At 62.5% G+C, this 20,903-nt stretch carries 18 protein-coding genes; 7 read left to right on the plus strand and 11 right to left on the minus strand.

Features of this window, described 5'->3' with window-relative positions; genetic code table 11:
- Positions 1 to 12: 12 nt before the first annotated feature.
- The 5 genes from O7B34_RS31085 to O7B34_RS31105 form a co-directional block, all read right to left on the minus strand.
- The gene (locus O7B34_RS31085; RefSeq protein ID WP_337149535.1) at positions 13 to 1,623 is read right to left on the minus strand and encodes an ABC transporter substrate-binding protein; all 1,611 of its coding nucleotides are present in this window, start codon (positions 1,621 to 1,623) and stop codon (positions 13 to 15) included.
- 66 nt (positions 1,624 to 1,689) lie between these two features.
- Entirely contained in the window at positions 1,690 to 2,382 is a 693-nt protein-coding gene (locus tag O7B34_RS31090) for an HAD-IA family hydrolase (RefSeq protein ID WP_442921025.1), read from the minus strand.
- Positions 2,383 to 2,649: 267 nt separating this feature from the next.
- Entirely contained in the window at positions 2,650 to 4,023 is a 1,374-nt protein-coding gene (locus O7B34_RS31095) for an aspartate aminotransferase family protein (RefSeq protein ID WP_337149537.1), read from the minus strand.
- Positions 4,024 to 4,149: 126 nt separating this feature from the next.
- Positions 4,150 to 4,989, minus strand: a complete 840-nt coding sequence (locus O7B34_RS31100) for a GNAT family N-acetyltransferase (protein WP_337149538.1) — start codon at positions 4,987 to 4,989, stop codon at positions 4,150 to 4,152.
- A gap of 179 nt (positions 4,990 to 5,168) precedes the next feature.
- Complete coding sequence (locus tag O7B34_RS31105) at positions 5,169 to 5,309, minus strand: hypothetical protein (RefSeq protein ID WP_198028847.1); 141 nt, start codon at positions 5,307 to 5,309, stop codon at positions 5,169 to 5,171.
- Here O7B34_RS31105 and O7B34_RS31110 point away from each other — a divergent pair.
- Together O7B34_RS31110 and O7B34_RS31115 are read left to right on the plus strand one after the other, a co-directional pair.
- On the plus strand, positions 5,308 to 5,976 hold the full coding sequence (locus O7B34_RS31110) for a haloacid dehalogenase type II (protein WP_337149539.1): 669 nt from the start codon (positions 5,308 to 5,310) through the stop codon (positions 5,974 to 5,976). The two genes, O7B34_RS31105 and O7B34_RS31110, sit on opposite strands and share 2 nt — an antisense overlap.
- A gap of 16 nt (positions 5,977 to 5,992) precedes the next feature.
- Positions 5,993 to 7,267 (plus strand): NAD(P)/FAD-dependent oxidoreductase, encoded by a 1,275-nt coding sequence (locus tag O7B34_RS31115; protein ID WP_337149540.1) that lies wholly within the window; start codon positions 5,993 to 5,995, stop codon positions 7,265 to 7,267.
- A gap of 23 nt (positions 7,268 to 7,290) precedes the next feature.
- Here O7B34_RS31115 and O7B34_RS31120 read toward each other — a convergent pair whose 3' ends face one another.
- From O7B34_RS31120 to argE, 6 genes are all read right to left on the minus strand, one after another.
- A complete protein-coding gene (locus O7B34_RS31120) occupies positions 7,291 to 8,748 on the minus strand; it encodes an NAD-dependent succinate-semialdehyde dehydrogenase (protein WP_337149542.1) in 1,458 nt (485 codons plus the stop codon).
- A 16-nt stretch (positions 8,749 to 8,764) separates the two neighbouring features.
- Positions 8,765 to 9,808: a tartrate dehydrogenase gene (locus O7B34_RS31125; RefSeq protein WP_337143174.1), complete on the minus strand. Its 1,044-nt coding sequence runs from the start codon at positions 9,806 to 9,808 to the stop codon at positions 8,765 to 8,767.
- Between the two features lie 10 nt (positions 9,809 to 9,818).
- Complete coding sequence (locus O7B34_RS31130; RefSeq protein WP_337149544.1) at positions 9,819 to 11,282, minus strand: aldehyde dehydrogenase family protein; 1,464 nt, start codon at positions 11,280 to 11,282, stop codon at positions 9,819 to 9,821.
- Positions 11,283 to 11,431: 149 nt separating this feature from the next.
- The gene (locus tag O7B34_RS31135) at positions 11,432 to 11,785 is read right to left on the minus strand and encodes a cupin domain-containing protein (RefSeq protein ID WP_337149545.1); all 354 of its coding nucleotides are present in this window, start codon (positions 11,783 to 11,785) and stop codon (positions 11,432 to 11,434) included.
- A 24-nt stretch (positions 11,786 to 11,809) separates the two neighbouring features.
- Complete coding sequence (locus tag O7B34_RS31140) at positions 11,810 to 12,733, minus strand: 2-hydroxyacid dehydrogenase (protein WP_337149546.1); 924 nt, start codon at positions 12,731 to 12,733, stop codon at positions 11,810 to 11,812.
- A 13-nt stretch (positions 12,734 to 12,746) separates the two neighbouring features.
- Positions 12,747 to 13,871, minus strand: a complete 1,125-nt coding sequence (argE, locus tag O7B34_RS31145; protein ID WP_337149547.1) for an acetylornithine deacetylase — start codon at positions 13,869 to 13,871, stop codon at positions 12,747 to 12,749.
- Positions 13,872 to 14,092: 221 nt separating this feature from the next.
- On the opposite strand from argE, the gene O7B34_RS31150 reads away from it, so the two are divergent.
- The 5 genes from O7B34_RS31150 (at position 14,093) to O7B34_RS31170 (ending at position 20,854) form a co-directional block, all read left to right on the plus strand.
- Positions 14,093 to 14,995: a GNAT family N-acetyltransferase gene (locus O7B34_RS31150; RefSeq protein WP_337143230.1), complete on the plus strand. Its 903-nt coding sequence runs from the start codon at positions 14,093 to 14,095 to the stop codon at positions 14,993 to 14,995.
- Positions 14,996 to 15,474: 479 nt separating this feature from the next.
- The gene (locus O7B34_RS31155; RefSeq protein ID WP_337149548.1) at positions 15,475 to 17,148 is read left to right on the plus strand and encodes an ABC transporter substrate-binding protein; all 1,674 of its coding nucleotides are present in this window, start codon (positions 15,475 to 15,477) and stop codon (positions 17,146 to 17,148) included.
- Positions 17,149 to 17,190: 42 nt separating this feature from the next.
- Positions 17,191 to 18,993 (plus strand): ABC transporter ATP-binding protein, encoded by a 1,803-nt coding sequence (locus O7B34_RS31160; RefSeq protein WP_337149550.1) that lies wholly within the window; start codon positions 17,191 to 17,193, stop codon positions 18,991 to 18,993.
- A complete protein-coding gene (locus O7B34_RS31165) occupies positions 18,990 to 19,853 on the plus strand; it encodes an ABC transporter permease (protein ID WP_337143181.1) in 864 nt (287 codons plus the stop codon). The genes O7B34_RS31160 and O7B34_RS31165 overlap by 4 nt, the downstream gene beginning before the upstream one ends.
- A 2-nt stretch (positions 19,854 to 19,855) precedes the next feature.
- Entirely contained in the window at positions 19,856 to 20,854 is a 999-nt protein-coding gene (locus O7B34_RS31170) for an ABC transporter permease (RefSeq protein WP_337149552.1), read from the plus strand.
- The last annotated feature ends 49 nt before the right edge of the window (positions 20,855 to 20,903 follow it).

Below are 20,903 nucleotides of genomic sequence, written 5' to 3' on the forward strand. Positions count from 1 at the left end.
GGCAGGACCCTCTTAGGCTTCGAGCCAGAGGTGTTCCGCCATTGCGTAGCCCATCATGCCACCAAGCGGGTTCGCTTCCAAACCCTTCACCTTGCTGGAAAGGGCATCGACGTTGGAAATGTAGGCCGGGATGATGGTGCCGGCCTCCTCGGAGACCATGACCTGCATCTGGTTGTAGATTTCCTTGCGCTTGGCCTGGTCGAGCGAGCCACGCGCCTCAACAAGCAACTTGTCGAACTTCTCGGACTTGTACTGGCTTTCGTTCCAGGGCGCGTTCGAGGCGTAGAGGAGCGAGAACAGGATGTCCGGCGTCGGACGCGGATTGATGTTGCCGAAGTGAATCGGCGCTTTCAGCCAGTAATTGTCCCAGTAGCCGTCGGAGGGGACCCGCTGGACGTCGAGCTTCATGCCGATATCCGCGCCGGCGGCCTGGATAATGACAGCCATGTCGATCGACGAGGTCGCGGCGTCGGAGGCGATCACGGGGATGGACTGGCCAAGCAGGCCCGCCTTCTGGAAGTGGAACTTCGCCTTGTCCGGGTCGAAAGCTTTCGGCTTGACGTCGGCGTTGTGGAAGATATTCGCCGGCGAGACAGGCTGGTCGTTGCCGACTTCACCGAGGCCGCGCAATGCCGATTTAACGATCTGCTCGCGGTTGACGAGATATTTCATGCCGGCCACGAAGTCGGACTTGCTGCCCGGATCCGTGTCGAGGCGGATGTTGAGATCCGTGTAGTTGCCCGAAGTCGTTTTCGAGAGTTCAAAGCCCGGCTGGCCCCCGATGAGCTTCATGGCGCGCGGATTGATCGAGGCCGCGAAATTGATGTCCCCTGACAAGAGCGCATTGACGCGGGCACTGTCGTCGCTGATGGCAATGAATTCGAACGAGTCCAAATAGGGCTTGCCCGACTTCCAGTAGTTCTTGTTCTTGGTGACGACCGATCGCACGCCCGGTTCGAACGTCTGGAGGACGAAGGCGCCCGTGCCGTTGCCCTTGGAAAAGTCGGTGGTGCCGTCCGCGACGATCATGAAGTGATGCAGGGCCAGGATGGTCGGAAGATCTGCATTCGGATCGGCGAGCGTGATTTCGACGGTCGATTTGTCGACCGCCTTGAAGCCGGCCATCTGCGCGGCGATCTTGGCGACCTTGGAGCCGACCGCTTTGTCGAGATGGCGCTTCAGCGAGAAGATGACGTCTTCGGCGGTGAGGTCCTTGCCGTCGTGGAAGGTGACGCCCTTGCGCAGCTTCACGGTCCAGGTCTTGGCGTCCTTGCTGTCGAAACTCTCGGCCAACTCCATCTGCGTCTTGCCATCCTTGTCGAGGAAGGTCAGGCGGTTATAGAGCGAGCAGCAGCGGACATAGTCGGTGGAGAGCGACGCCTTTGCCGGGTCGAGCGTGTCGGCGGTCGAGGACGACCAGCCGGCCGCCTTCAAATTTCCGCCGGAAACGGGCGTGGCGGCGACGGCTTGGGTCGCTCGGCCGAGCACCACGCTGCCCGCGGCAACAGCGGCGCCGCCGGCCAGCAGCATCTTGAGGAGTTCGCGGCGGTTCGCGCCCCGCCGAATGGCGCTTTCGACCATGGCATCGTCTGCGCTGGTCCAGTTGGTGATCTTGTCGGTCATGTCATTCCCCTTTCTGTTGGTTTCTCGGTCCAGATGCCCGTCTTGCTGCGAGCTTTCCGGCTTGACTCAGGTTCGTTCCTTCAGGCTTTCCCGCACGGCCGCCGCCAAGGTGACCATCGAGGTGAAGTGGTAGTCCGGCTTGGTGAAGCGTTCGGGCTCGATCGTGCCGCCATAGCCCTTCTGGGCGTACCGGCGCTCGATCCAGCAATTGGTCATGCCAAGCGCCCGGGATATGCCGATGTCGTGGTGCTGGCTTTGCGCGACATGCAGGATGTCATCCTTGCTGTCGCTGCGGGACGCCACGAAATCGAAAACTTTCTGGAAGAAGGCCGGGTCCGGTTTCTCGGTGCCTGTATCGTCGGCGGTGAAGGTGGCGAAGAAGGGCGATCCGAGCTGCTTCTCGAAATGCTCCAGCGCCCAGCGCCGGGCATTGGTCATGGCAATCAGCTTGTGCGACTTCGCAAGGTCGGCCAATGCCGCCGCGCTGTCGGGGAAGCCTTTCCAGACACTGGCTGAATCCCGCAGGCGGACACCATATTTCTCTTCGGCCGGCAGGCCGAGCCGCGGCGCGATGATCATGTAGACGCGCACGAGATCGTCCGGGAACGACCCCACCCCAGGCATGTAACGGGCCTGCCGATAGAGGGCGAGAGCCTCTTCGCCGTCGATCGAAACACCGGCCTCGGCGGCAATGCCAGCCAGGCAGGTCGTTATGCCGCCTTCGAAGTCGATCAGCGTGCCGACCACATCGAAGGTCATGTATTTGAATTCGCTAAAGCCCCTGGCCAAGACTGGCTCTCCTTTGCGCGCTGCCGAATTGCATGTGCTGAACAGAACAAAATTCCGTGCTGTCCGGGGCGTCGGCCGTTTCCGAAGGCCCGGAAAACCGGGCTTTCTGGCCTTGTCTTAACTGCAGTCTGGCACTTCCCCCGCGCTGGATTCGCCGAAAAGGCGCAAGTGCGCGGCACAAAATTGCGAAATCGTCTGCCCCGGCGATATTTCGAGACCCGACATATTTCGCGCCTCTCATGCCAGAGCTTGGCGGATATCGGGATCGTTCAGCGTCTGGTCGAGTGTTCGGTGCGTGCGGTCGATGATCGCATCGATATCGCTGTCGGTACAGCAGAGCGGCGGCGCATAGCCGAGGACCCCTTGCGCGAAGGCACGGATGATGAGGCCATTGTCCCACGCCCTGTCGAAGACCCGCCGCGCCGGCATGGCCGACGCGGGAAGCGGTGTTTTCTTCTGCTTGTCGGTCACCAGTTCTACCGCTGCAAGCATGCCGCGGCCGCGCACCTCGCCGACGAGCGGATGGTCGCTCAGGCTGTTCAATCCCGCCATCAGGCGTGCGCCGGCCCTGATGCCGTTCTCCAAAAGCCCATTTTCATAGAGCCTCAATACTTCGAGCGCGACGGCGGCGCTGACGGGATGGGCGGAGTAGGTGTAGCCGTGGCCGACCGCCGAAGCGCCCGCGCCGTCGGCGATCACGTCGTAGACATGATCGGCCATGAACACCGCGCCCATCGGAACATAGCCCGAGGTCAGGCCCTTCGCCGTCGTCATGAAATCGGGAACGATGTCCTCCTCCGTGCAGGCGAACAGTGGTCCCGTGCGGCCAAATCCGGTGATCACCTCGTCGGCGATGAACAGGATGCCGTATACCCGGCAAAGCTCGCGGATCGCCTTCATCCATCCTTTCGGGGGGACGATGACACCGCCCGAGCCCTGGATCGGCTCGGCATAGAAGGCAGCGACGCGCTCCGGCCCAATTTCCTCGATCTTGATCTTCAGCGCGGCGAGCGAGGCTGCGATAATCGCGTTTCCGTCTTCGCCGACTGGATTTCGATAGGGATAGGGGGACGGGATCTTATGCTGCCATTCGAAGGGGATGCCGAAGCCGGCGTGAAAACCAGGCAGCGCGGTCAGGCCGGCGCCGACCACCGACGATCCGTGATAGCCCTGCTCGATCGAAATGAACTGGTCGCGCTGCGGCTCGCCCTTGGCGTTCCAGTAGTAGCGGACGAAACGGATCGTGCTGTCTACCGCGTCCGATCCGCCGAGCGTGAAATAGACGTGATTGAGGTCCCCGGGCGCGCGCTCCGCCAGTTCCGAAGCAAGCCGGATGGCCGGCTCCGAACCCAGATCGAAATATGCGGTGGCGTAGGGAAGCTCGCGCATCTGCCGAGCCGCGGCCTCGACGATGCTGTCATGGCCGTAGCCTGCGTTGACGCACCACAATCCTGCGAAACCATCGACGAGTTGCTTGCCGGACGCATCGGTCACGGTCGCACCCTTCGCAGATTTCAGCACGCGCACGCCGAGCGCCTCGTGGCCGCGATAAGACGAAACCGGATGAATAAGATGGGCGCGGTCGAGTTCGATCAGGGAATTGGCGAGCATTGATACCTCCGGCTAGAGCATGATGCCGAAAAGTGTGAAGCGGTTTTCGGACGGCATCATGCTCTATCCCTTTGATTTAGAGCCGGATTCAGACTTCGGATCGACTCGATCCGAAATCATCCGGCTCTAGCCGAGCGCCTGGTTGGCGAGTGCGTAAACTCTTGGCCGTGCCCGTGCCGCATCCGGCCTGGACGGACGGTCCATGGTCACGCCGCCGCCGACATGGGCGAGGCCGATTTCCGTGAGCCAGTCGGCGATGCCGGTCCTGCTGTCGGTATCCATGCGCAGGAAGGCACCGGGGCGCGACGCGGCGAAAAAGCTGATCAGGCCCTTGGCGTCCTCGACATTCCCGGCGATCACGGGGCCGATCACCTCGCCGCCTCCGAACGGGCGGATCGCCGCATAGGCCTCGATGGCGCCGTTGCGGCGGACGACGGCGAATTCCCCGCGCTCGGCAAGCGCATCGATCAGAGCTTCACGGTCCGCGCCATAGGCGTCGCGGTCCATCGCCTTGATTTCCGGCAGGTCGACAATGGCCGCGGCCTCCATCCCGGCAGGCGCATCGAGCTCCGCGACCTGGCCCTGATGCTGCAGGACCGTGCCGGAGGGCACAAAGCCCAGTTTCTCATAGAGCGGCATGCCGTCCCGCGTCGCCACAAGTCGCAGCGGACGGTCTTCAGCAAGGGCGAAGGCCTTTTCCATCAGCCGGCGTCCCAGCCCCTTGCCTCGCACATTCCTGTCGACAATCACCATGTTGATCATGGCGCAATCATCGCCATAGGGCGTGACCAGGATGGTCCCGGTGACCTGGCCGTGGTCGCCGAGCGCGACCGCGCCGCTGGAGAGTTGCAACGCCATCTGCCAGTCCTGCGGGCGATGCGGCCAGTTCTCCTGACGCGAAAGCGCGACGGCGCCCTCGATATGGTCCGGCCCGAACGCTCGGAGTTCGATCTCTTCCAGCTGCATGAGGCATCCTTCCGTCTGCCGTAAGTCTCGACCATCGGCGCGCCGCAGATCGTCTGAAGGCGCTGGCTTCGGCGGTATCATTCGCCGTAGCGCAAGCCGTGCGCCGCATCTTGTGCTGGCGCCGCCCGTGGCGGATGCGTTTCAGGTCAAGGAAGCCAGGCTCATTGACCGTCGGGATGCTACAGCGTGCCAAACCAGCAGGCGGATACGAAACTTTCTGCTTTCGGGAAGGCTATTTCGGTCAGGTGGCTCGCCGCCCGCCGGCCTATGATGAAATACATCCCAACGCGGAAGTGCTTCCACTGGAGATCGACGGACATGGCTTCTTTCAGGCCCAAATACATCACCTTCGACTGCTATGGCACGTTGACCTTCTTCCAGATGGCGGAAGCGGCGCGCGACCTCTATGGCAGCCGGCTCGACGAGCCGCGCATGCAGGAGTTCATAAAGAATTTCGCGGCATATCGGCTCGACGAGATCCTGGGCGACTGGAAGCCCTATGCCGACGTCGTCCACAATGCGCTCGAGCGCACCTGCAACCGCAATGGCGTTGCGTTCAGCCCCGATGACGCCAAGATGGTCTACGAGCGAGTGCCGACCTGGGGGCCTCACGCGGATGTCCCGGCGGGCCTGGCAAAGGTCGCCAAGGAAATTCCGCTGGTTATCCTCTCCAACGCCATGAACGCGCAGATCATGTCCAACGTCGAGAAGCTCGGCGCGCCCTTCCATGCTGTCTATACGGCCGAGCAGGCGCAGGCCTACAAGCCCCGCTTCAAGGCCTTCGAATACATGTTCGATAGGCTGGACTGCGGCCCGGAGGACATTCTTCACTGCTCGTCCTCGTTCCGCTACGACCTGATGTCGGCGCACGATCTCGGCATCAAGAACAAGGTCTGGGTCAACCGCGGTCACGAACCGGCCAACCCCTATTACGGCTATGTCGAGATATCGGACATTTCGGGCCTTCCAGGCGTGGTCGGTCTCTAAAACAGGCGGATTGCCGATGAAGCTGGTCTCCTACTGGCACGACACAGCCCCCGTATTTTCCGGCGCGGCGCAAGGCCCGGTCGAGGGGCACTACGATGCCGCCATCATCGGCGGCGGCTTCACCGGTCTCGCCGCCGCGCGCCAATTGGCTAAGGCCGGCGCCAAGGTGGCGGTGCTGGAAGCGGAGCGCGTGGGCTGGGGGGCATCCGGGCGCAATGGCGGGCATCTGAACAACGGGCTTGCCCATAGCTACCTCTCGGCCAAGGCGGAGCTCGGCAAGGAACGCGCGATCGCGCTCTACCGGGCGCTGGACGACTCCGTCGACACGATCGAGGCGCTGGTCGCGCAGGAGGGCATCGACTGCAACTTCCGCCGCGCCGGCAAGCTCAAGCTAGCCTCCAAGCCGCAGCATTTCGAATCGATCGCCCGCAACTTCGAAGCCATCCATGCCGAGGTGGATCCGGACACGGCGCTGCTGTCGGTAGACGATCTGAAATCCGAAATCGGTTCGCCTTTCCATGGCGCGATGCTGTCGAAGAAGAGCGCCATGATGCATATGGGCCGCTATGTGGCCGGGCTGGCCACGGCAGCTGCCCGTCACGGCGCAATTATCCATGAGAACGCGGCGGTGACGGATCACAAGCAGGCCGGCAAGCGGCATGAGCTGACCACGTCGCGCGGCCGCATCAGTGCCGACAATGTGCTGGTGGCGACTGGCGCCTATACCACGCCTGACTTCGGCTACTTCCGCCGCAGGATCATCTCGGTCGGCAGCTTCATCATCGCCACGCGGCCGTTGAGCGACGCCGAGATCGCCGCGATCATGCCGGGCAACCGGACTTGCGTGACCTCGATGAACATCGGCAACTACTTCCGGCTTTCGCCCGACAATCGCCTGATCTTCGGCGGCCGCGCACGCTTCTCGGCCACATCGGACCAGCGCTCCGACGCCAGGAGCGGCCAGATATTGCAGGCAAGCCTGGCCACGATCTTCCCGCAACTCGCCAGGGTCGAGATCGACTATTGCTGGGGCGGGCTGGTCGACATGACCAAGGACCGCTTTCCGCGGGCCGGCTACCATGACGGGGTCTGGTATGCGATGGGCTATTCAGGCCACGGCGCGCAGCTCTCCACGCATCTCGGCATGGTCCTGGCCGATGCCATGCTCGGCCGCGACGACCGCAATCCGCTGAAAGGGCTCGAGTGGCCTGCCATTCCGGGCTATTCGGGCAAGCCCTGGTTCCTGCCTATTGTCGGCCTCTACTATAAGGCGCTCGACCGGATCCAGTGACCTCCGATCCAACCGGGTCGGCTTCAGCCCAGCCCGCCCATATGAAAGCTCTTCATCTCGAGATATTCCTCTATCCCGGCCTGCGCGCCCTCGCGCCCGAGGCCGGACTGCTTGACGCCGCCGAAGGGCGCGACCTCCATCGAGACCGAGCCGGTGTTGAGCCCAACCATGCCGAACTCCAGCGCTTCGCCGACGCGCCAGGCGCGTTTCAAATTTTCGGTGTAGAAGTAAGAGGCAAGCCCGTAAGGCGTGCCGTTGGCGAGAGCGATCGCTTCTTCTTCCGTTTCGAAGCGGAAAAGTGGTGCGACCGGGCCGAAGGTCTCCTCGTCGGCAAGCTGCATCTCGTTCGTTGCGCCGGTCAGCACCAGCGGCGCGACATATTGCAGGCCCTCCGGCAAAGCCGGCTTTTGCGTGATGATCTCGGCACCCTTGGCGAGCGCGTCCTCGACGTGGCGGTTGATCTTCTCGACCGCCGCCATGTTGATCATCGGCCCGATCGCGACGTCGGGCTGCGTGCCGGGCCCGACGGTCATGGCGTTGACGCGGGCTGTGAGCTTCGCGGCGAAGGTTTCGTAGACGCCGGCCTGGACAAGGATGCGGTTGGCGCAGACGCAGGTCTGGCCACCATTGCGGAACTTCGAGACGAGCGCGCCCTCGACGGCGAGATCGAGGTCGGCGTCGTCGAAGACGATGAAGGGTGCGTTGCCGCCGAGTTCTAGACTCAAGCGCTTCACGCTGTCGGCCGCGCCGCGCATCAGCAGTGAACCGACCCGCGTCGAGCCGGTGAAGGATATCTTGCGCACCGTCTCGTTGGCCATGATCTCGTTGCCGATCTCGGCCGGCATGCCGGTGACGATGTTGATGACGCCGGCGGGGATGCCGGCCCGCTCGGCAAGCACGCCGAGCGCCAGTGCCGAATAGGGCGTGAACTCGGACGGCTTGATGACTACCGTGCAGCCGGCGGCCAGCGCCGGCGCGACCTTGCGGGTGATCATCGCGTTGGGAAAGTTCCATGGCGTGATGATGCCGCAAACACCGACCGGCTCCTTCAGCACGATGATGCGGCGGTCGGATGTGGGCGAGGGGATGGTGTGGCCGTTGATACGGCGCGCTTCCTCGGCAAACCATTTGACGAAGGATGCGCCGTAGCGGATCTCGCCCTTGGCCTCGTCCAGGGGCTTGCCTTGTTCCGTCGTCAGGATCAGCGCCAGATCGTCAAGATGCGCCAGCATCAGGCCATGCCATGCTTCCAGGAGCGCCGCGCGTTCGGCATTGGTCTTCTTCCTCCAATCTCCATAGGCGGAAGCCGCGGCCTCTATCGCCGCACGGGTCTCCGTACCGGCCATGTCGGGTACTGTGCCGATCGCCAATTGAGTGGCTGGATTGAGCACATCGACCGTTTTGCCGGAGCCGGCGGCGACCCATCTGCCGCCGATCAGGCCGGCTTCGCGGAAGAGATCTTCGTCTTTCAGGTTTTTCATCGAAATTGCCTTGCAATCAGGTGAGTGCCGCGACGACGGCCGCTGTGATGGCTTCCGTCCTGTCCTTCCCGGGAGCGGTTCCAATGCCGCGCGCGGTTGTCGCTTCGACCGCCTTCATGACGCGGCCGGCCGCGGCCGTTTCGCCGAGATGTTCGAGCATCATCGCGCCGGACCATATGGTGGCGATCGGGTTGGCGATGCCCAAATGCGCGATGTCGGGCGCGGAGCCGTGCACCGGCTCGAACATGGACGGCCCCGAGCGGTCGGGGTTGATGTTGGCGGAGGCGGCGTAGCCGAGCCCACCCTGGATCGCCGCGCCGATGTCGGTGAGGATGTCGCCGAACAGGTTGGAGGCGACGACCACGTCGAGGCTCTCCGGCGCCATGATCATGCGCGCGGCCAGCGCGTCGACATGATAGCTGGTCACAACGACGTCAGAGTACTCCGCAGCCAGCTTTCGCGTGATCTCGTCCCAGAACACCATCGAGTACTTCTGCGCGTTGGACTTGGTGACGGAGACAAGCCTGCCGCGCCGTGTCCGCGCCTGCTCGAAGCCGAAGCGCAGGATGCGCTCGACGCCGGCGCGGGTGAAGATCGAGGTCTCCACGGCGACCTCGTCCAGAGTGCCTTGATGCACACGCCCGCCGGCGCCCGAATATTCGCCTTCAGTGTTCTCGCGGATGCACAATATGTCGAAGCTCTCGGCCCGCAGCGGGCCTGTCACGCCCGGCAGCAGGCGGTGCGGCCGGATGTTGGCATATTGCACGAACGCCTTGCGGATCGGCAGCAGCAGGCCGTGGAGCGAGACGGAATCCGGCACCTCCACCGGCCAGCCGACCGCGCCGAGAAGGATGGCGTCGAAGCCGCGCAAGGTTTCGATGCCGTCCTCCGGCATCATCCGGCCGGTTTCCTTGTAGAATTTGCAGGACCAGGGGAATTCGGTTCCGGTCAAGGTAAAGCCGCCGTACTTGGCCGCCGTATCCAGCACGGACCAGGCGGCGGCGGTCACATCGCGGCCGATGCCGTCACCGGGGATCAGGGCGATCGAATAGGACTTCATAGGCATCTCTCTAGAGGCTGATCAGGACGCTCTTGGTCCTGCGATTGGCGAGATAGGCCTCGCGGCCGAGGTCCTTGCCGATGCCGGAACGCTTGTAGCCGCCGGTCGGCAGGATATGGTCGCGCGAGCGGCTGTATCGGTTGACCCAGACGGTGCCCGCCTCAAGCTTGCGCGCGAAGCGGATGGTGCGGGACAGGTCGGAGGTGAACAGGCCGGAAGCCAGCCCGTAGGTCGAATGGCTGGACAGTGCCAGCGCCTCCTCCTCGGTCTCGAAGGTCTGCACCGTCAGGACCGGGCCGAAGATTTCCTCGACAATTGCAGGATTGGACTGGTCGACACCTGTAATCAGCGTCGGCTCGTAGAAATAGCCGGCGTGATCCATGGCATGGCCGCCGGTCAGGCATTCGCCGCCTGCCTCAACCGCGGCCCGCACTATGCCATCGATACGCGCCCGCTGCCCTTCGGAGATGATGGGGGAGTACTGTGTCGTCGCGTCCCAGGTCGGGCCGGGCCGCACCGCCTTCATCTTTCCCAGGATAGCGGCCGTCAGTCTTTCGGCCACGCTTTTCTCGACGATAAGGCGCGTGCCGGCCACGCAGGCCTGGCCGGCGTTGAAGGTGACGCTCCCGGCGATGGCCGTCGCCGCCTTGTCCAGATCGGCATCGGCAAAGACGATCTGCGGGCTCTTGCCACCGAGTTCAAGCGTCATCGGCTTGACGCCGGTGCGGGCGACATTCTCCATGATGGCCGATCCGGCGCGGGTCGAGCCGGTGAAGCTGACCTTGGCGATCTCGGGATGGCCGGTCAGCGCCGTGCCGGTCGTCGGACCATCGCCCAGAACCACGTTGACGAGCCCAGCCGGCAGGCCAGCCCTGACAGCGAGCTGCGCGATGTAGACGGTCGAGAACGGCGTCATCTCGGAGGGCTTCAGCACTACCGCGTTGCCCGCCGCCAATGCCGGGCCGAGCTTCCACCCGGCCATCGACAGGGGAAAATTCCAGGGCGTGATCGCACCGACCACGCCATAGGGCTCGCTCATGATCATGCCGAGAGTGGCGTCGTCGGTGGGCGCGAGCTCGCTACCTTCCTTGTCGGCGAATTCGGCAAAGAAACGGATCTGCTCGGCGGTAATGGCGATGTCGCCCGCGACAAGCTGGCCGACGGGCCGCGTCGAGGACAGCGCCTCGATCCTGGCCAGCGTTGCCGCTTCCGCTTCGATCAGATCGGCCCAGGCCTGGAGTGCCTTGGTGCGCTCGCGTGGCCGAACGCCGCCCCAGTTGCTGGCCTTCAGCGCGGTCTTGGCGCTCTCCACCGCACGGTCGACCATATCTATGCCGGCCACGGGACAGGCTACATATGACTTGCCGTCCGACGGGCGGCGCATCTCGATCCCGTCCTCAGCCGAGATCAACTCTCCGCCGATGAAATGGCCGAGGGGAAGGGGGATCGTATCGGGATCGAAGCTCAGGCTCATCGACAACCACTCTGCGGCATCGCCAGGAGCCTAGCGCGTGCCGGCACGCAGCATGCGCTGTTCGGCGTTCCGCCACCGACGAATGTTGTGTGCTGGGTGCGGGGGACGGCAAAATCTTCCGCGCGGGCCAGCACCTCGCGAGGATCGTGTCATCCCACGGCCACGTAGATCTTGCGCACCGTTTCGATCGTTTTCCAAATACCGGTGAAGCCAGGCTTCATCACGAAGCTGTCGCCGGCGCGGTAGGTCATCGTCGCGCCGGCATCGGGCGTGATTTCGATCACGCCGGAGAGGATGTGGCAGAACTCGAATGTCTCCCCCTTGATCGAGCGCGTCTCCCCTGGGGTCGCTTCCCAGACGCCTGTATGGACGAGGTCGTCCTTGGCGACGTCCTGCGCCCAGGTCTTGAAGGCAGGATCGCCGGCGATCAGCCGCTCAGGCAGCGCCTTGGATTCGCGGGGCGAAAAGTTTGGGTTGGTATCGACGGTCTTGAGCAGCGACATGAGGACGGCCTTTCTGGTTGGATTTCAATAGCCACGAGTTCGGTCGACGAGCCCGATCGGATCAAGCCCGATGCGATGGCGCCTGATGTTGTCGATGACGACGCGCGCGGCCGTGGCAGGCTCGGCGATGCTGGCGACATGCGGTGTCAGGATGATCTTCGGATGCGACCAGAACGGATGGCCCCCGGGCAGGGGTTCGGGATCGGTCACATCAATCATCGCCGCGGAGAGGTGATTGCTGTCGAGCGCGGCGACAAGCGCCTCGTGATCGAGCTGCGGTCCCCGGCCCGTGTGAACGAGCGCGGCATTCTTCGGCAGTTTCGCAAACAGGTCGGCATTGAGGAGACCGCGGGTGTGCTTGGTCAGCGGCAGCAGGCAGACCAATATGTCGCTAGCCGCGAGCATCTGCTCCAGTCCGGTCTCGCCATGATGGCAAGTCACACCTTCGATCCCTCTTGGGGATCGGCTCCAGCCAGCGAGGGGAAACCCGAAGGGTTTCAGCCGGTCGACGACGGCTTGGCCGAGCTGCCCAAGTCCGAGCACGCCGACCCGGCGCGACGCGGCCTGAAGCTGCGGGACATCGCGCCACTCGCCAGCGCGCTGCTGCGCCAAATAGATCGGCAGGTTGCGGTGCAAGGCGAGCACGGCCAGCGTCACGTATTCCTGTATCATCCGCACGATGCTTTCCTCGACCATGCGCACGATCTTCACCCTCGCGGGCACCGCCTCGAGGCGAAACTGGTCGACGCCGGCGCCGATTGAAAACAGGACTTCCAGGTTCCTGTAACGGGTGAGGTTCTCCGGCACCGTCCAGGTGATCAGGTAACGCACGGTGTCGGGATCGACTGTCCCAGCATCAATCGCGAAGGGGATGTCCGGCAATTCTTTGGCGAAAGCATCGGCGAAGACCGCGCCGCGCCGCGCATCGGAATTGAAAAGGAATGTCATTTCCGCTTCCCCTTCAAGCCGCGCAGCGGGCGCCCAGCGCTTCGATCATCCGCTGGCAGGCGGCGAGTTCACTGGCGAGAATGAATTCGTCCGGCTTATGGGCGCGGGCAATGTCGCCCGGTCCGCAGATGATCGCATCGAAGCCGGCAGCCTGGTAGAGCCCGGCCTCGGTGCCGTAGCTGACGGCGGCGAGCGCCGCTTCGCCGGTCAACTCGCCCAGCAGTGCCGCCAGGCTCGCGTCTTGCGGCAGCGATAGCGCCGGATAGGCGCTCATTGGCGCCCACTCTATCCGAAAGCCTCCGGCTGCAAGGGCCTCAGCCCGCGCCTTGACCGACGCGAGCAGGCTGGCAGGGTCGACACCGGGTATGGCACGCGCCTCGAGGTCCAGCGTGCAGCTGTCGGGGATGATGTTGACCGACTGTCCGCCCGCGATCACGCCGGCCTGCAGCGAGGAATAGGCTGGCTCGAAGGCAGGGTCGAAAGGACCATGCGTCAGCCGCTCGGCCTCACTCACGGCAGCGGCGAGCACTTCGGACATGGCATGGATGGCGTTGAGCCCTAGGTCAGGCCGTGAGGAATGGCCTGCACGTCCCTTGATGGTCACGCGGGCGGCCGCCTTGCCCTTGTGGCCGAGCACGGCGCGCATGCCGCTCGGCTCGCCGACGATGACGCCGAGCGGCTTTGCGCAAAGGTCGGGAAGCCGGGCGATGAGATGCGGCACGCCGCGGCACCCAATCTCCTCGTCGTAGGAGAAGGCGAGGTGGATCGGCCTGGCAAGGCGCAGCCGCGCCAACGCAGGCACCACCGCCAGCGAAGCGGCAAGAAAGCCCTTCATATCCGTGGTGCCGCGTCCGTAGAGGCGTTCGCCGTCCGGACGCAGCACGAAAGGGGATGAACTCCACTGCGGCTCGCCAGCGGGAACGACGTCCATGTGGCCAGACAGGATGTAGCCCGGCACATCGGCGGGGCCGATCGTTGCAAAAAGATTGGAGCGGTTACCCTCCGGCCCTGGAAGTAGGGTTACCTTCGCTCCCCTTTCCGCGAGATAGGCCTCGATCCAACCGGCGATGTCCCCGTTCGGCTTGCCGGCCACCGACGGAAAGGCGACGAGACGGTCAAGGATGTCAAAGACGTCCATTCCAGCCCTCAAGGCATTTGGGGTTCAGCATTCCGGGTTCGCCGGGCAGTACCCTCAAGGATGTGCGCCTTCTTTCGCGATTGCGTGCCGAAAGCGGAAGTGTTTCAGTTGAATCTTGCGTTGGTGCGCGGCTTTCTAGCAAATCGTATCGATGGTTTGTTTTAGCGTTGGCAGGAGCATGGGTGGCCTGTGTGTCACTCGTTACGCGGTCTTTCAGAGGCATGGAATTGAAGCCGTCCGGAAGCTTGAAAATCGATGCCTTCTCGATGCGGATCGGCGACATCGAAGGCGTCGAACTCGACCGGTTGCACGCGCACTCTCTATCCGTGGGATGGCCGCATCGCGCCGAGGATTGGCAATTCCTGCGCGAATCGGGACGGGGGTTCGTTGCGCTCGACGAGATCGGCCGGGTGCTCGGCTCGGCCATGTGGTTCCCGCATGGCGACGATTTCGCGACCGTAGGGATGGTCATCACCTCGCCGCGGCTGCAGACGCTGGGAGCCGGCCAGTGGCTGATGAAGCGGGTCTTCGACAACGTGGTCGGGCGCGACTTGCGCCTCAATGCGACCCGGGCGGCAAAGCGGCTCTACCTTTCGCTCGACTTCAAGCCGGAGAAGACCGTCTATCACTGCCATGGGATTGCCCGCGCCGCCACGGCGGCTGAAATAGACAGGGAGTGTGGCGAGGTGCGTCGGCTGGTGGCCGAGCACTTGCCGGCCATCATCGCGCTCGATGCGGTCGGTTTCGGAGTGCATAGAGCGGCACTTGTCGAAAAGCTGTTCGAACAATCTGTTGGCTACGGGCTCTTCGGCGAGGGCGCGCTCAAGGCCTTCGCTCTCTGCCGGCCCTTCGGCCGCGGCCATGTCATCGGTCCGGTCCTAGCGGAGCGAGATACCGATGCCATCGCAGTGGTCCGGCCGCACATCGCCGATCATTCGGGCAGTTTCCTCCGGGTGGACACGCATATCGGAAGCGGCGAATTCGCCGCCTTTCTGGCGCACAGCGGAATGCCGGTCTTCGACACGGTACTGACCATGTCGATGGGCAAACGCCTCGCCGATTTTGCGGCCGACGGTGCAGCTACACCGGTAACTTATGCTCTGGCCAGTCAAACTCTCGGATAGGCCAGCCGAGGATACGGGCCGTCGCGGCTGCCTAAGTTGACGGTACTTTGCAGGCGGCATCGGGGCGTAGCCAAACGTCCCGAGGTCTGGAAATCAACCGACCGTCTCCAAGCGGGGCGGCAATACTGCCGAGATTAACCATCGATTGCGACCCCTAAGCTTCGCATCGCCTGGGAATGCTACCGTGACAGGCATATGAAGAACAAAGGCCGAAGCGATGGGACAATCAAGAACTATCGTGGCCACGCCGGGCTTGGCCGACTGGCTTGACGAGCCGCTTTCCATCCGAAAGCTCACCAAACACTTCTGTAGAGAACTCGCCTGCAACAGTCACATACCTGTCCGGCCAGCCACCATCTATACCCTGGGGATAGGGTAACCTCTGCTTGATGTTCATAGACCGCGATCAGCGGATTGACGTATCATGGCGACAATCTCTGAGTGTCCGCATCGATGCCTAGGGCTGCAAGAAGATTTTGATGGCATCGATGGACGCTGGGTTGGACAAGAGCGTGAAATGCCTCGTTGGCCAAGAATCGACTGCGGATGGTCATCCTACAATCCCTAGTGAAGTACCAGGCCAACGGGAATCCTTCATGCAGATTTGCGCGTACCTGGCCAAACGATCCTTCAAACGTGGCGTCGTTGTGTGCGTGCTGGGACTCGTTCTCGGTTTGCTGGCTTCGATGGCGCCGGTTTGCGCTCAGGAGGTACTTCATGTCCCTTACGTCACCGATATTGGGACTTTCGATCCAGACAATGGGTTTGAGATCGGGGCGATGAGCGCTATCGACAACGTCTACGAAGGCTTGGTCGAATATCAGCCAGGATCCACGAAGATCGTCGGTCTGCTGGCCAGAAGTTGGGAGGTTTCGAAAGACGGGCTGACCTACACGTTCCACCTGGTCGACGGCGTCAAGTTCCACGACGGCACGCCTTTCAATGCCGCGGCTGTCGTGAGTTCCTTCCAGCGCCGCCGCAACCGTGGAATGAGCCTGAGCTATTCACTGAGCAACGTGACTGATGTGAGGGCGCGGGACGATCTCACGGTGGTGCTCACTCTCGGCCATCCTCAACCCTCCTTGTTGGACGGACTCTCCAGTCCGTGGGGACCCAAAGTCATCAGCCCGACCGCACTCGCCCAGCATGACAATGGCGATTTCGCAAAAACCTGGCTCAACGAGCATGCCGTGGGCACCGGGCCGTTCAAGCTCACGGAGTTCAATCGCGGGCAGCGTTACGTGCTCGAGCGCAACGACGACTATTGGGGTGATAAGCCCTTCTTTCGGGCTATCCAAATTTCGGTGGTGCCCGACATCAGCCAGCAAATTCTTCAACTTCAGGCCGGTCTGATCGATGCCGTGCCGATCAACTATCCGTTCGCGCAGCTCACGAACCTCCCAGCAGGTCTCGAGATAACCGCCGCTCCCAGCATGAACCAGTTCGATCTCTTCGTTAGGCCGGGTTCGCAACTAGATGACTTGGAAGTCCGTAAGGCCGTGATGACGGCAATCAACCCGGCCTTGTGGGTTAAGGATGCCTTTGGACAATTCGCGTCTCCTTCGAAATCGCTGTACTCAAAGGTTATGCTCGACGTCTCGCATCCGGTGGAGTTCCCTACCGACTTTGACGCGGCCAAGTCTGCGATCGCCAACCATGGCGAGGTCAATCTTGTTATCGGTCTCCACAGTGCAGCGCCGAGCTACGGCCGCATTGCTGATCTGATGATCGCGCAACTGGCTCTGATCGGGGTGAAGGCAAGCGCCTATGTGCTGCCGTCCGGCGCTGCCTATGCACTGAAGGACGATCCGAGTCCTCCCGACTTGCTGCTCACCATCTCAGGTCCTGATGCCGCACATCCAGAAAACCAGGCGAAGGTGTTCTTCACCAAGGACGCACCCCTCAACTTTTTCGGCCGTGTGCTGCCGGAGGCCGATACCATCGTCGATCGGGCTGGGCAGATGACGGAAATCGAAGAACGTGACGCGCTTTACGAGCAGGCGGGCCAATTGTATTTCGACGCTGGCTACGTCATTCCGCTGGTTGACGTCGATGATGTGGTAGTCCACGTCCACGGTTTGGAGGACCTGGGACTACGTCCTGTGTACCCGCCGGGCAACATAGATTTCGCCACCGTTCGACGGGGACAGTAAAACTGGCTAAGTCGCTGTTTCCGGTGGATCAGGTCGCAGTCGATGACTAGGCTCCCGCACCGAACGTTCGAACCGGCGACAAACAAGCCGGTTCTTGCCGTCAAAGACCTTTCGGTCATGCTCAGCCGCGAAGGTCGTCGCTCCCGTGTCCTCGATGGCATCAGCTTTGACTTGTTTCCCGGTGAGATCATTGCGCTGGTCGGAGAAAGTGGCTCAGGCAAATCAAGCATAGGGTTGACGATTCAGGGGCTTCTGCCGCGTGAGAGCCAACCGCATGTTACAGGCTCGATCCTGCTGACAGGCACCGAGTTAGTCGGAGCTGGAGCGCATACATTGCGGCACGCCCGCCGTCACCTCGTTCGTGCCATTTCGCAAGATCCGATGGGTGCGCTCAACCCCACCATGACCATCCGCCGCCAGATGAGGGAGTCCAATGGCGGGTCAAACGCATCAATCGTCGACTGGCTCAGCCGAACCGGCTTGCCCGATCCCGATCGCATCGCGGACGCCCTTCCGCATCGTCTCTCGGGGGGGCAGCGTCAACGCGTTTTGATTGCCATGGCGGTGATGGCAAAACCTAAATTGCTGATAGCCGACGAACCGAACACCGCGCTTGACGTCACCACCCAAAAGCAAATCCTCGATCTGTTGCGAGACCACGTCCGCGAGCACACCGCGATTGTGTTCGTAACGCACGATCTTGCCGTGGCGGCATCACTGGCGGATCGCGTACTGGTTCTCTACGCCGGACGCGTCGCCGAGATCGGCCATATCCGCGATGTCGTCCGCAATCCTGCACACCCCTATTCCGCTGGCCTCCTTGCCGCCCGCTTCGACTTCAACTCCGATCGGTTGCGGCCGCTCCCCACTCTCCCGCCGGAGCGCAGACACTCCGTCAATGTCGAAAGCGCCTGCGCTTATGCAACGCGTTGCCCACTCGTCCAGTCAGATTGCACGGCGATCCGGCCAGCACTGCGGCCTGTTTCTTCCCACCGCGGAACAGCGGCCTGCCTCCACGCCGAACAGACACCATTCCTCGCGAAACATAGCGCAGCCTCGAAGCCATGGCCGGCCCAGACGACCCAGGAAGGTATCGTTTTGAAGCTGTCGAATGTCGGAAAGAGCTATCGGACGGGCGCCCGATCGTTTTGGCGCGCCCGTCGACCGAAGCCCGTACTGAAATCGATCAGCCTCTCGATCAAGGTTGGGGAGTGCGTGGCTCTGGTAGGTGAGAGTGGCGCCGGCAAGTCCACCCTTCTGAGAATTGCCGCCGGGCTCCTGGCTTGCGACAGCGGGAAAGTTTCACGCTTCGACAACTTACTTCCGCAAGTGGTGTTTCAGGACCCGATATCGGCGCTCACGCCGTGGCTCTCGATCGGCGAACAAATCGGCGAGCGCCTGCGCGCGCTGTCGCGGGACAGTGATTACCGTCGGCGGCGCGTTGGAGAGGCGCTCAAGCTGGTTGGCCTCGACCCGGTACTGATGGACGCTTTGCCGGCCGAGCTTTCCGTCGGGCAATGCCAGCGTGCCGTTGTGGCGCGGGGTGTTATCGTCCGCCCAAAACTTCTCCTCTGCGACGAACCGATCAGCGCTATGGACGTCTCGCTCGCGGCCACGACATTGAACCTTCTCGGCGACCTCCGCCGGAGGCTCGGCATGGCGATGCTATTCGTTACCCACGATCTTGCGGCCGCGAGGATTATCGCTGATCGCATTGCAGTGCTGAAGGACGGCGAATTGGTGGAGGTTGCCGACCCAGATACGCTCCTTGCCGCGCCCCAGACCGCTTACACACGCTCGCTCATCGCGGCCGTGCCGGGTCTCGAGTCGGAACAAGGTCGATGACCGGCATGTCGGACCTGGATACACGGCCTGCCAGGCCCCGGTTCAACTGGCGCGATTTCTTCCGGCGTGCCGGATGGCTCGAAAGCATCGGCATTGTGGGCGTACCCGTTGTCACTGCAGTCGCCCTGCTAGCCCCCTGGATAACGCCGTTTGACCCACAACTGCGCGTCGCCGCGGCCTATCTGCCGCCATCGGGTGAGCATTGGTTCGGCACCGACGAGATCGGTCGCGATCTGTTCTCGCGTGTCATTCTCGGCGTTCAATACACGTGGCTGCCAGGGCTGATCTTGATCGGTTTCAGCCTCATCGTCGGTTCACTGCTCGGGCTGATCTCCGGCCTGATGGGCGATAGGGTCGATCTGGTTATCCAGCGCATCACCGACCTGTTCCTAGTACTCCCAGCGACGCTCATCGCACTCGCTGTTGTTGCCTCGCTCGGTCCTGGGCTGGTCGACACGATGATCGCGATTGCCATTTTCTGGTGGCCTTGGTACGCACGCATTTCCCGCGATGAAATTCGTCGCCTCAAAGCCCGCCCCCATGTCGAGGCGGCCCGCATCGCCGGAGTCCGTGGTCGGCGATTGCTTCTGCGCTATTTACTGCCGGGAGCCGCCCCCGCCTTGCTCATCGCTGCGTCGCTGGATCTCGCGAATGTCATCATGACCCTATCGTTGATGTCGTTCCTTGGCCTTGGGTTACCTGCACCGGCGCCTGAACTCGGAGCGATGACGGCGCGCGCGCTCGACAGCCTCACCGTCCACTGGTGGCTGCCAATCCTGCCGGCCGCGATCATCTTCTTTCTCTGCCTGCTCACCAATCTGGCCGGCGACGGCCTGCGTGCCGCACTGAGAGGCGCGTGACTATGCTGACTTACCTGATCAAGCGCATCGCCGGTGCTGCCGTCGTCCTCCTGGTTATGAGCTTCATCGTTTTCTGTCTTCAGAGCATTATTCCCGCCGATCCAGTGCGTGCTGTAGCTGGGCCGAGCGCTCCGCCCGAAACTATCAAAGCGATACGCGAGCAACTCGGCATCGACCAGCCGGTCGTTGTCCAGTACGGGCGCTTTCTCCTGCGCCTCGTTCAGGGGGATCTTGGCATCTCAGTGAGGACCCGGCGGCCAGTGGCTGTCGATATACGGCAATACTTGCCCGCCACGCTCGAGCTTGCGCTGGTATCGCTAACCTTGGGGGCGGCGCTTTCGGGCGCCATGGCGCTACTTCAGTTTATATTTACGGGATCGACCGGCATACGGCTCGCTATAATCGGTGCGGGCTCGACACCGGTCTTTCTGTCGGCTTTGCTTCTGGCTTACTTTTTCTGGTTCCGGCTCGGATGGCTTCCAGGAGCGGGTCGCCTTGATTTTAGCCGTTTTAGCGGGTTCACCGGCCCCACAGGGCTCAATCTCATCGATGGAATACTGACCGGCCGTCCCGAGGTCAGCGTAGATGCGCTGAAGCACATTTTCCTCCCCGCACTCGCACTGGCATTGCCCATCGGCGTTGCGGTTGGCCGAAGCCTGAACGGTGCGCTTCACGATGTCGTGAGCCAGGCATATGTCCGGACGGCCCGCGGCAAGGGCCTTAGCGAGACAAGTGTGTTGTTGCGCCATGGTTTGCGCAACGCCGCCTCGGCCCCGCTGTCTATGTTCAGCCTTCAAGTCCGCCTCCTCTTCGGCGGCCTTCTTGTTGTCGAGCGCGTATTCGGGTGGCCTGGGCTAGGCCTATATGCAGTTCAAGCTTTTGCCAGCGCCGACCTGCCAGCGGTGCTAGGCGTCGCCATGGTCTTTGGCATCCTATACATTTTGGTCAACACGTTCGTGGAAATCAGCCAGTCGCTAGCTGACCCTCGGATTGATCTGTGACCTGTAGAGCCTGCCCTCGATTCCGATGACAAATCGCATTGATTTTTGT

Origin of the sequence: Mesorhizobium sp. Cs1299R1N3 (genome assembly GCF_037179625.1) — a bacterium.
Taxonomy (GTDB): domain Bacteria; phylum Pseudomonadota; class Alphaproteobacteria; order Rhizobiales; family Rhizobiaceae; genus Mesorhizobium; species Mesorhizobium salmacidum.

Bases quoted from the DNA above. Each gene is read 5' to 3' on its own strand.
- O7B34_RS31125 (WP_337143174.1), bottom strand. From the start codon at position 9,808: ATGAAGTCCTATTCGATCGCCCTGATCCCCGGTGACGGCATCGGCCGC.
- O7B34_RS31110 (WP_337149539.1), top strand. From the start codon at position 5,308: ATGGCTTCTTTCAGGCCCAAATACATCACCTTCGACTGCTATGGCACG.
- O7B34_RS31100 (WP_337149538.1), bottom strand. From the start codon at position 4,989: ATGCAGCTGGAAGAGATCGAACTCCGAGCGTTCGGGCCGGACCATATC.
- O7B34_RS31135 (WP_337149545.1), bottom strand. From the start codon at position 11,785: ATGTCGCTGCTCAAGACCGTCGATACCAACCCAAACTTTTCGCCCCGC.
- O7B34_RS31130 (WP_337149544.1), bottom strand. From the start codon at position 11,282: ATGAGCCTGAGCTTCGATCCCGATACGATCCCCCTTCCCCTCGGCCAT.
- O7B34_RS31090 (WP_442921025.1), bottom strand. From the start codon at position 2,382: ATGACCTTCGATGTGGTCGGCACGCTGATCGACTTCGAAGGCGGCATA.
- O7B34_RS31140 (WP_337149546.1), bottom strand. From the start codon at position 12,733: ATGACATTCCTTTTCAATTCCGATGCGCGGCGCGGCGCGGTCTTCGCC.
- O7B34_RS31170 (WP_337149552.1), top strand. From the start codon at position 19,856: ATGCTGACTTACCTGATCAAGCGCATCGCCGGTGCTGCCGTCGTCCTC.
- O7B34_RS31160 (WP_337149550.1), top strand. From the start codon at position 17,191: ATGACTAGGCTCCCGCACCGAACGTTCGAACCGGCGACAAACAAGCCG.
- O7B34_RS31165 (WP_337143181.1), top strand. From the start codon at position 18,990: ATGACCGGCATGTCGGACCTGGATACACGGCCTGCCAGGCCCCGGTTC.
- O7B34_RS31120 (WP_337149542.1), bottom strand. From the start codon at position 8,748: ATGAAAAACCTGAAAGACGAAGATCTCTTCCGCGAAGCCGGCCTGATC.
- O7B34_RS31150 (WP_337143230.1), top strand. From the start codon at position 14,093: ATGGAATTGAAGCCGTCCGGAAGCTTGAAAATCGATGCCTTCTCGATG.
- O7B34_RS31115 (WP_337149540.1), top strand. From the start codon at position 5,993: ATGAAGCTGGTCTCCTACTGGCACGACACAGCCCCCGTATTTTCCGGC.
- O7B34_RS31105 (WP_198028847.1), bottom strand. From the start codon at position 5,309: ATGTCCGTCGATCTCCAGTGGAAGCACTTCCGCGTTGGGATGTATTTC.
- O7B34_RS31085 (WP_337149535.1), bottom strand. From the start codon at position 1,623: ATGACCGACAAGATCACCAACTGGACCAGCGCAGACGATGCCATGGTC.
- O7B34_RS31095 (WP_337149537.1), bottom strand. From the start codon at position 4,023: ATGCTCGCCAATTCCCTGATCGAACTCGACCGCGCCCATCTTATTCAT.
- O7B34_RS31155 (WP_337149548.1), top strand. From the start codon at position 15,475: ATGGCATCGATGGACGCTGGGTTGGACAAGAGCGTGAAATGCCTCGTT.
- argE (WP_337149547.1), bottom strand. From the start codon at position 13,871: ATGGACGTCTTTGACATCCTTGACCGTCTCGTCGCCTTTCCGTCGGTG.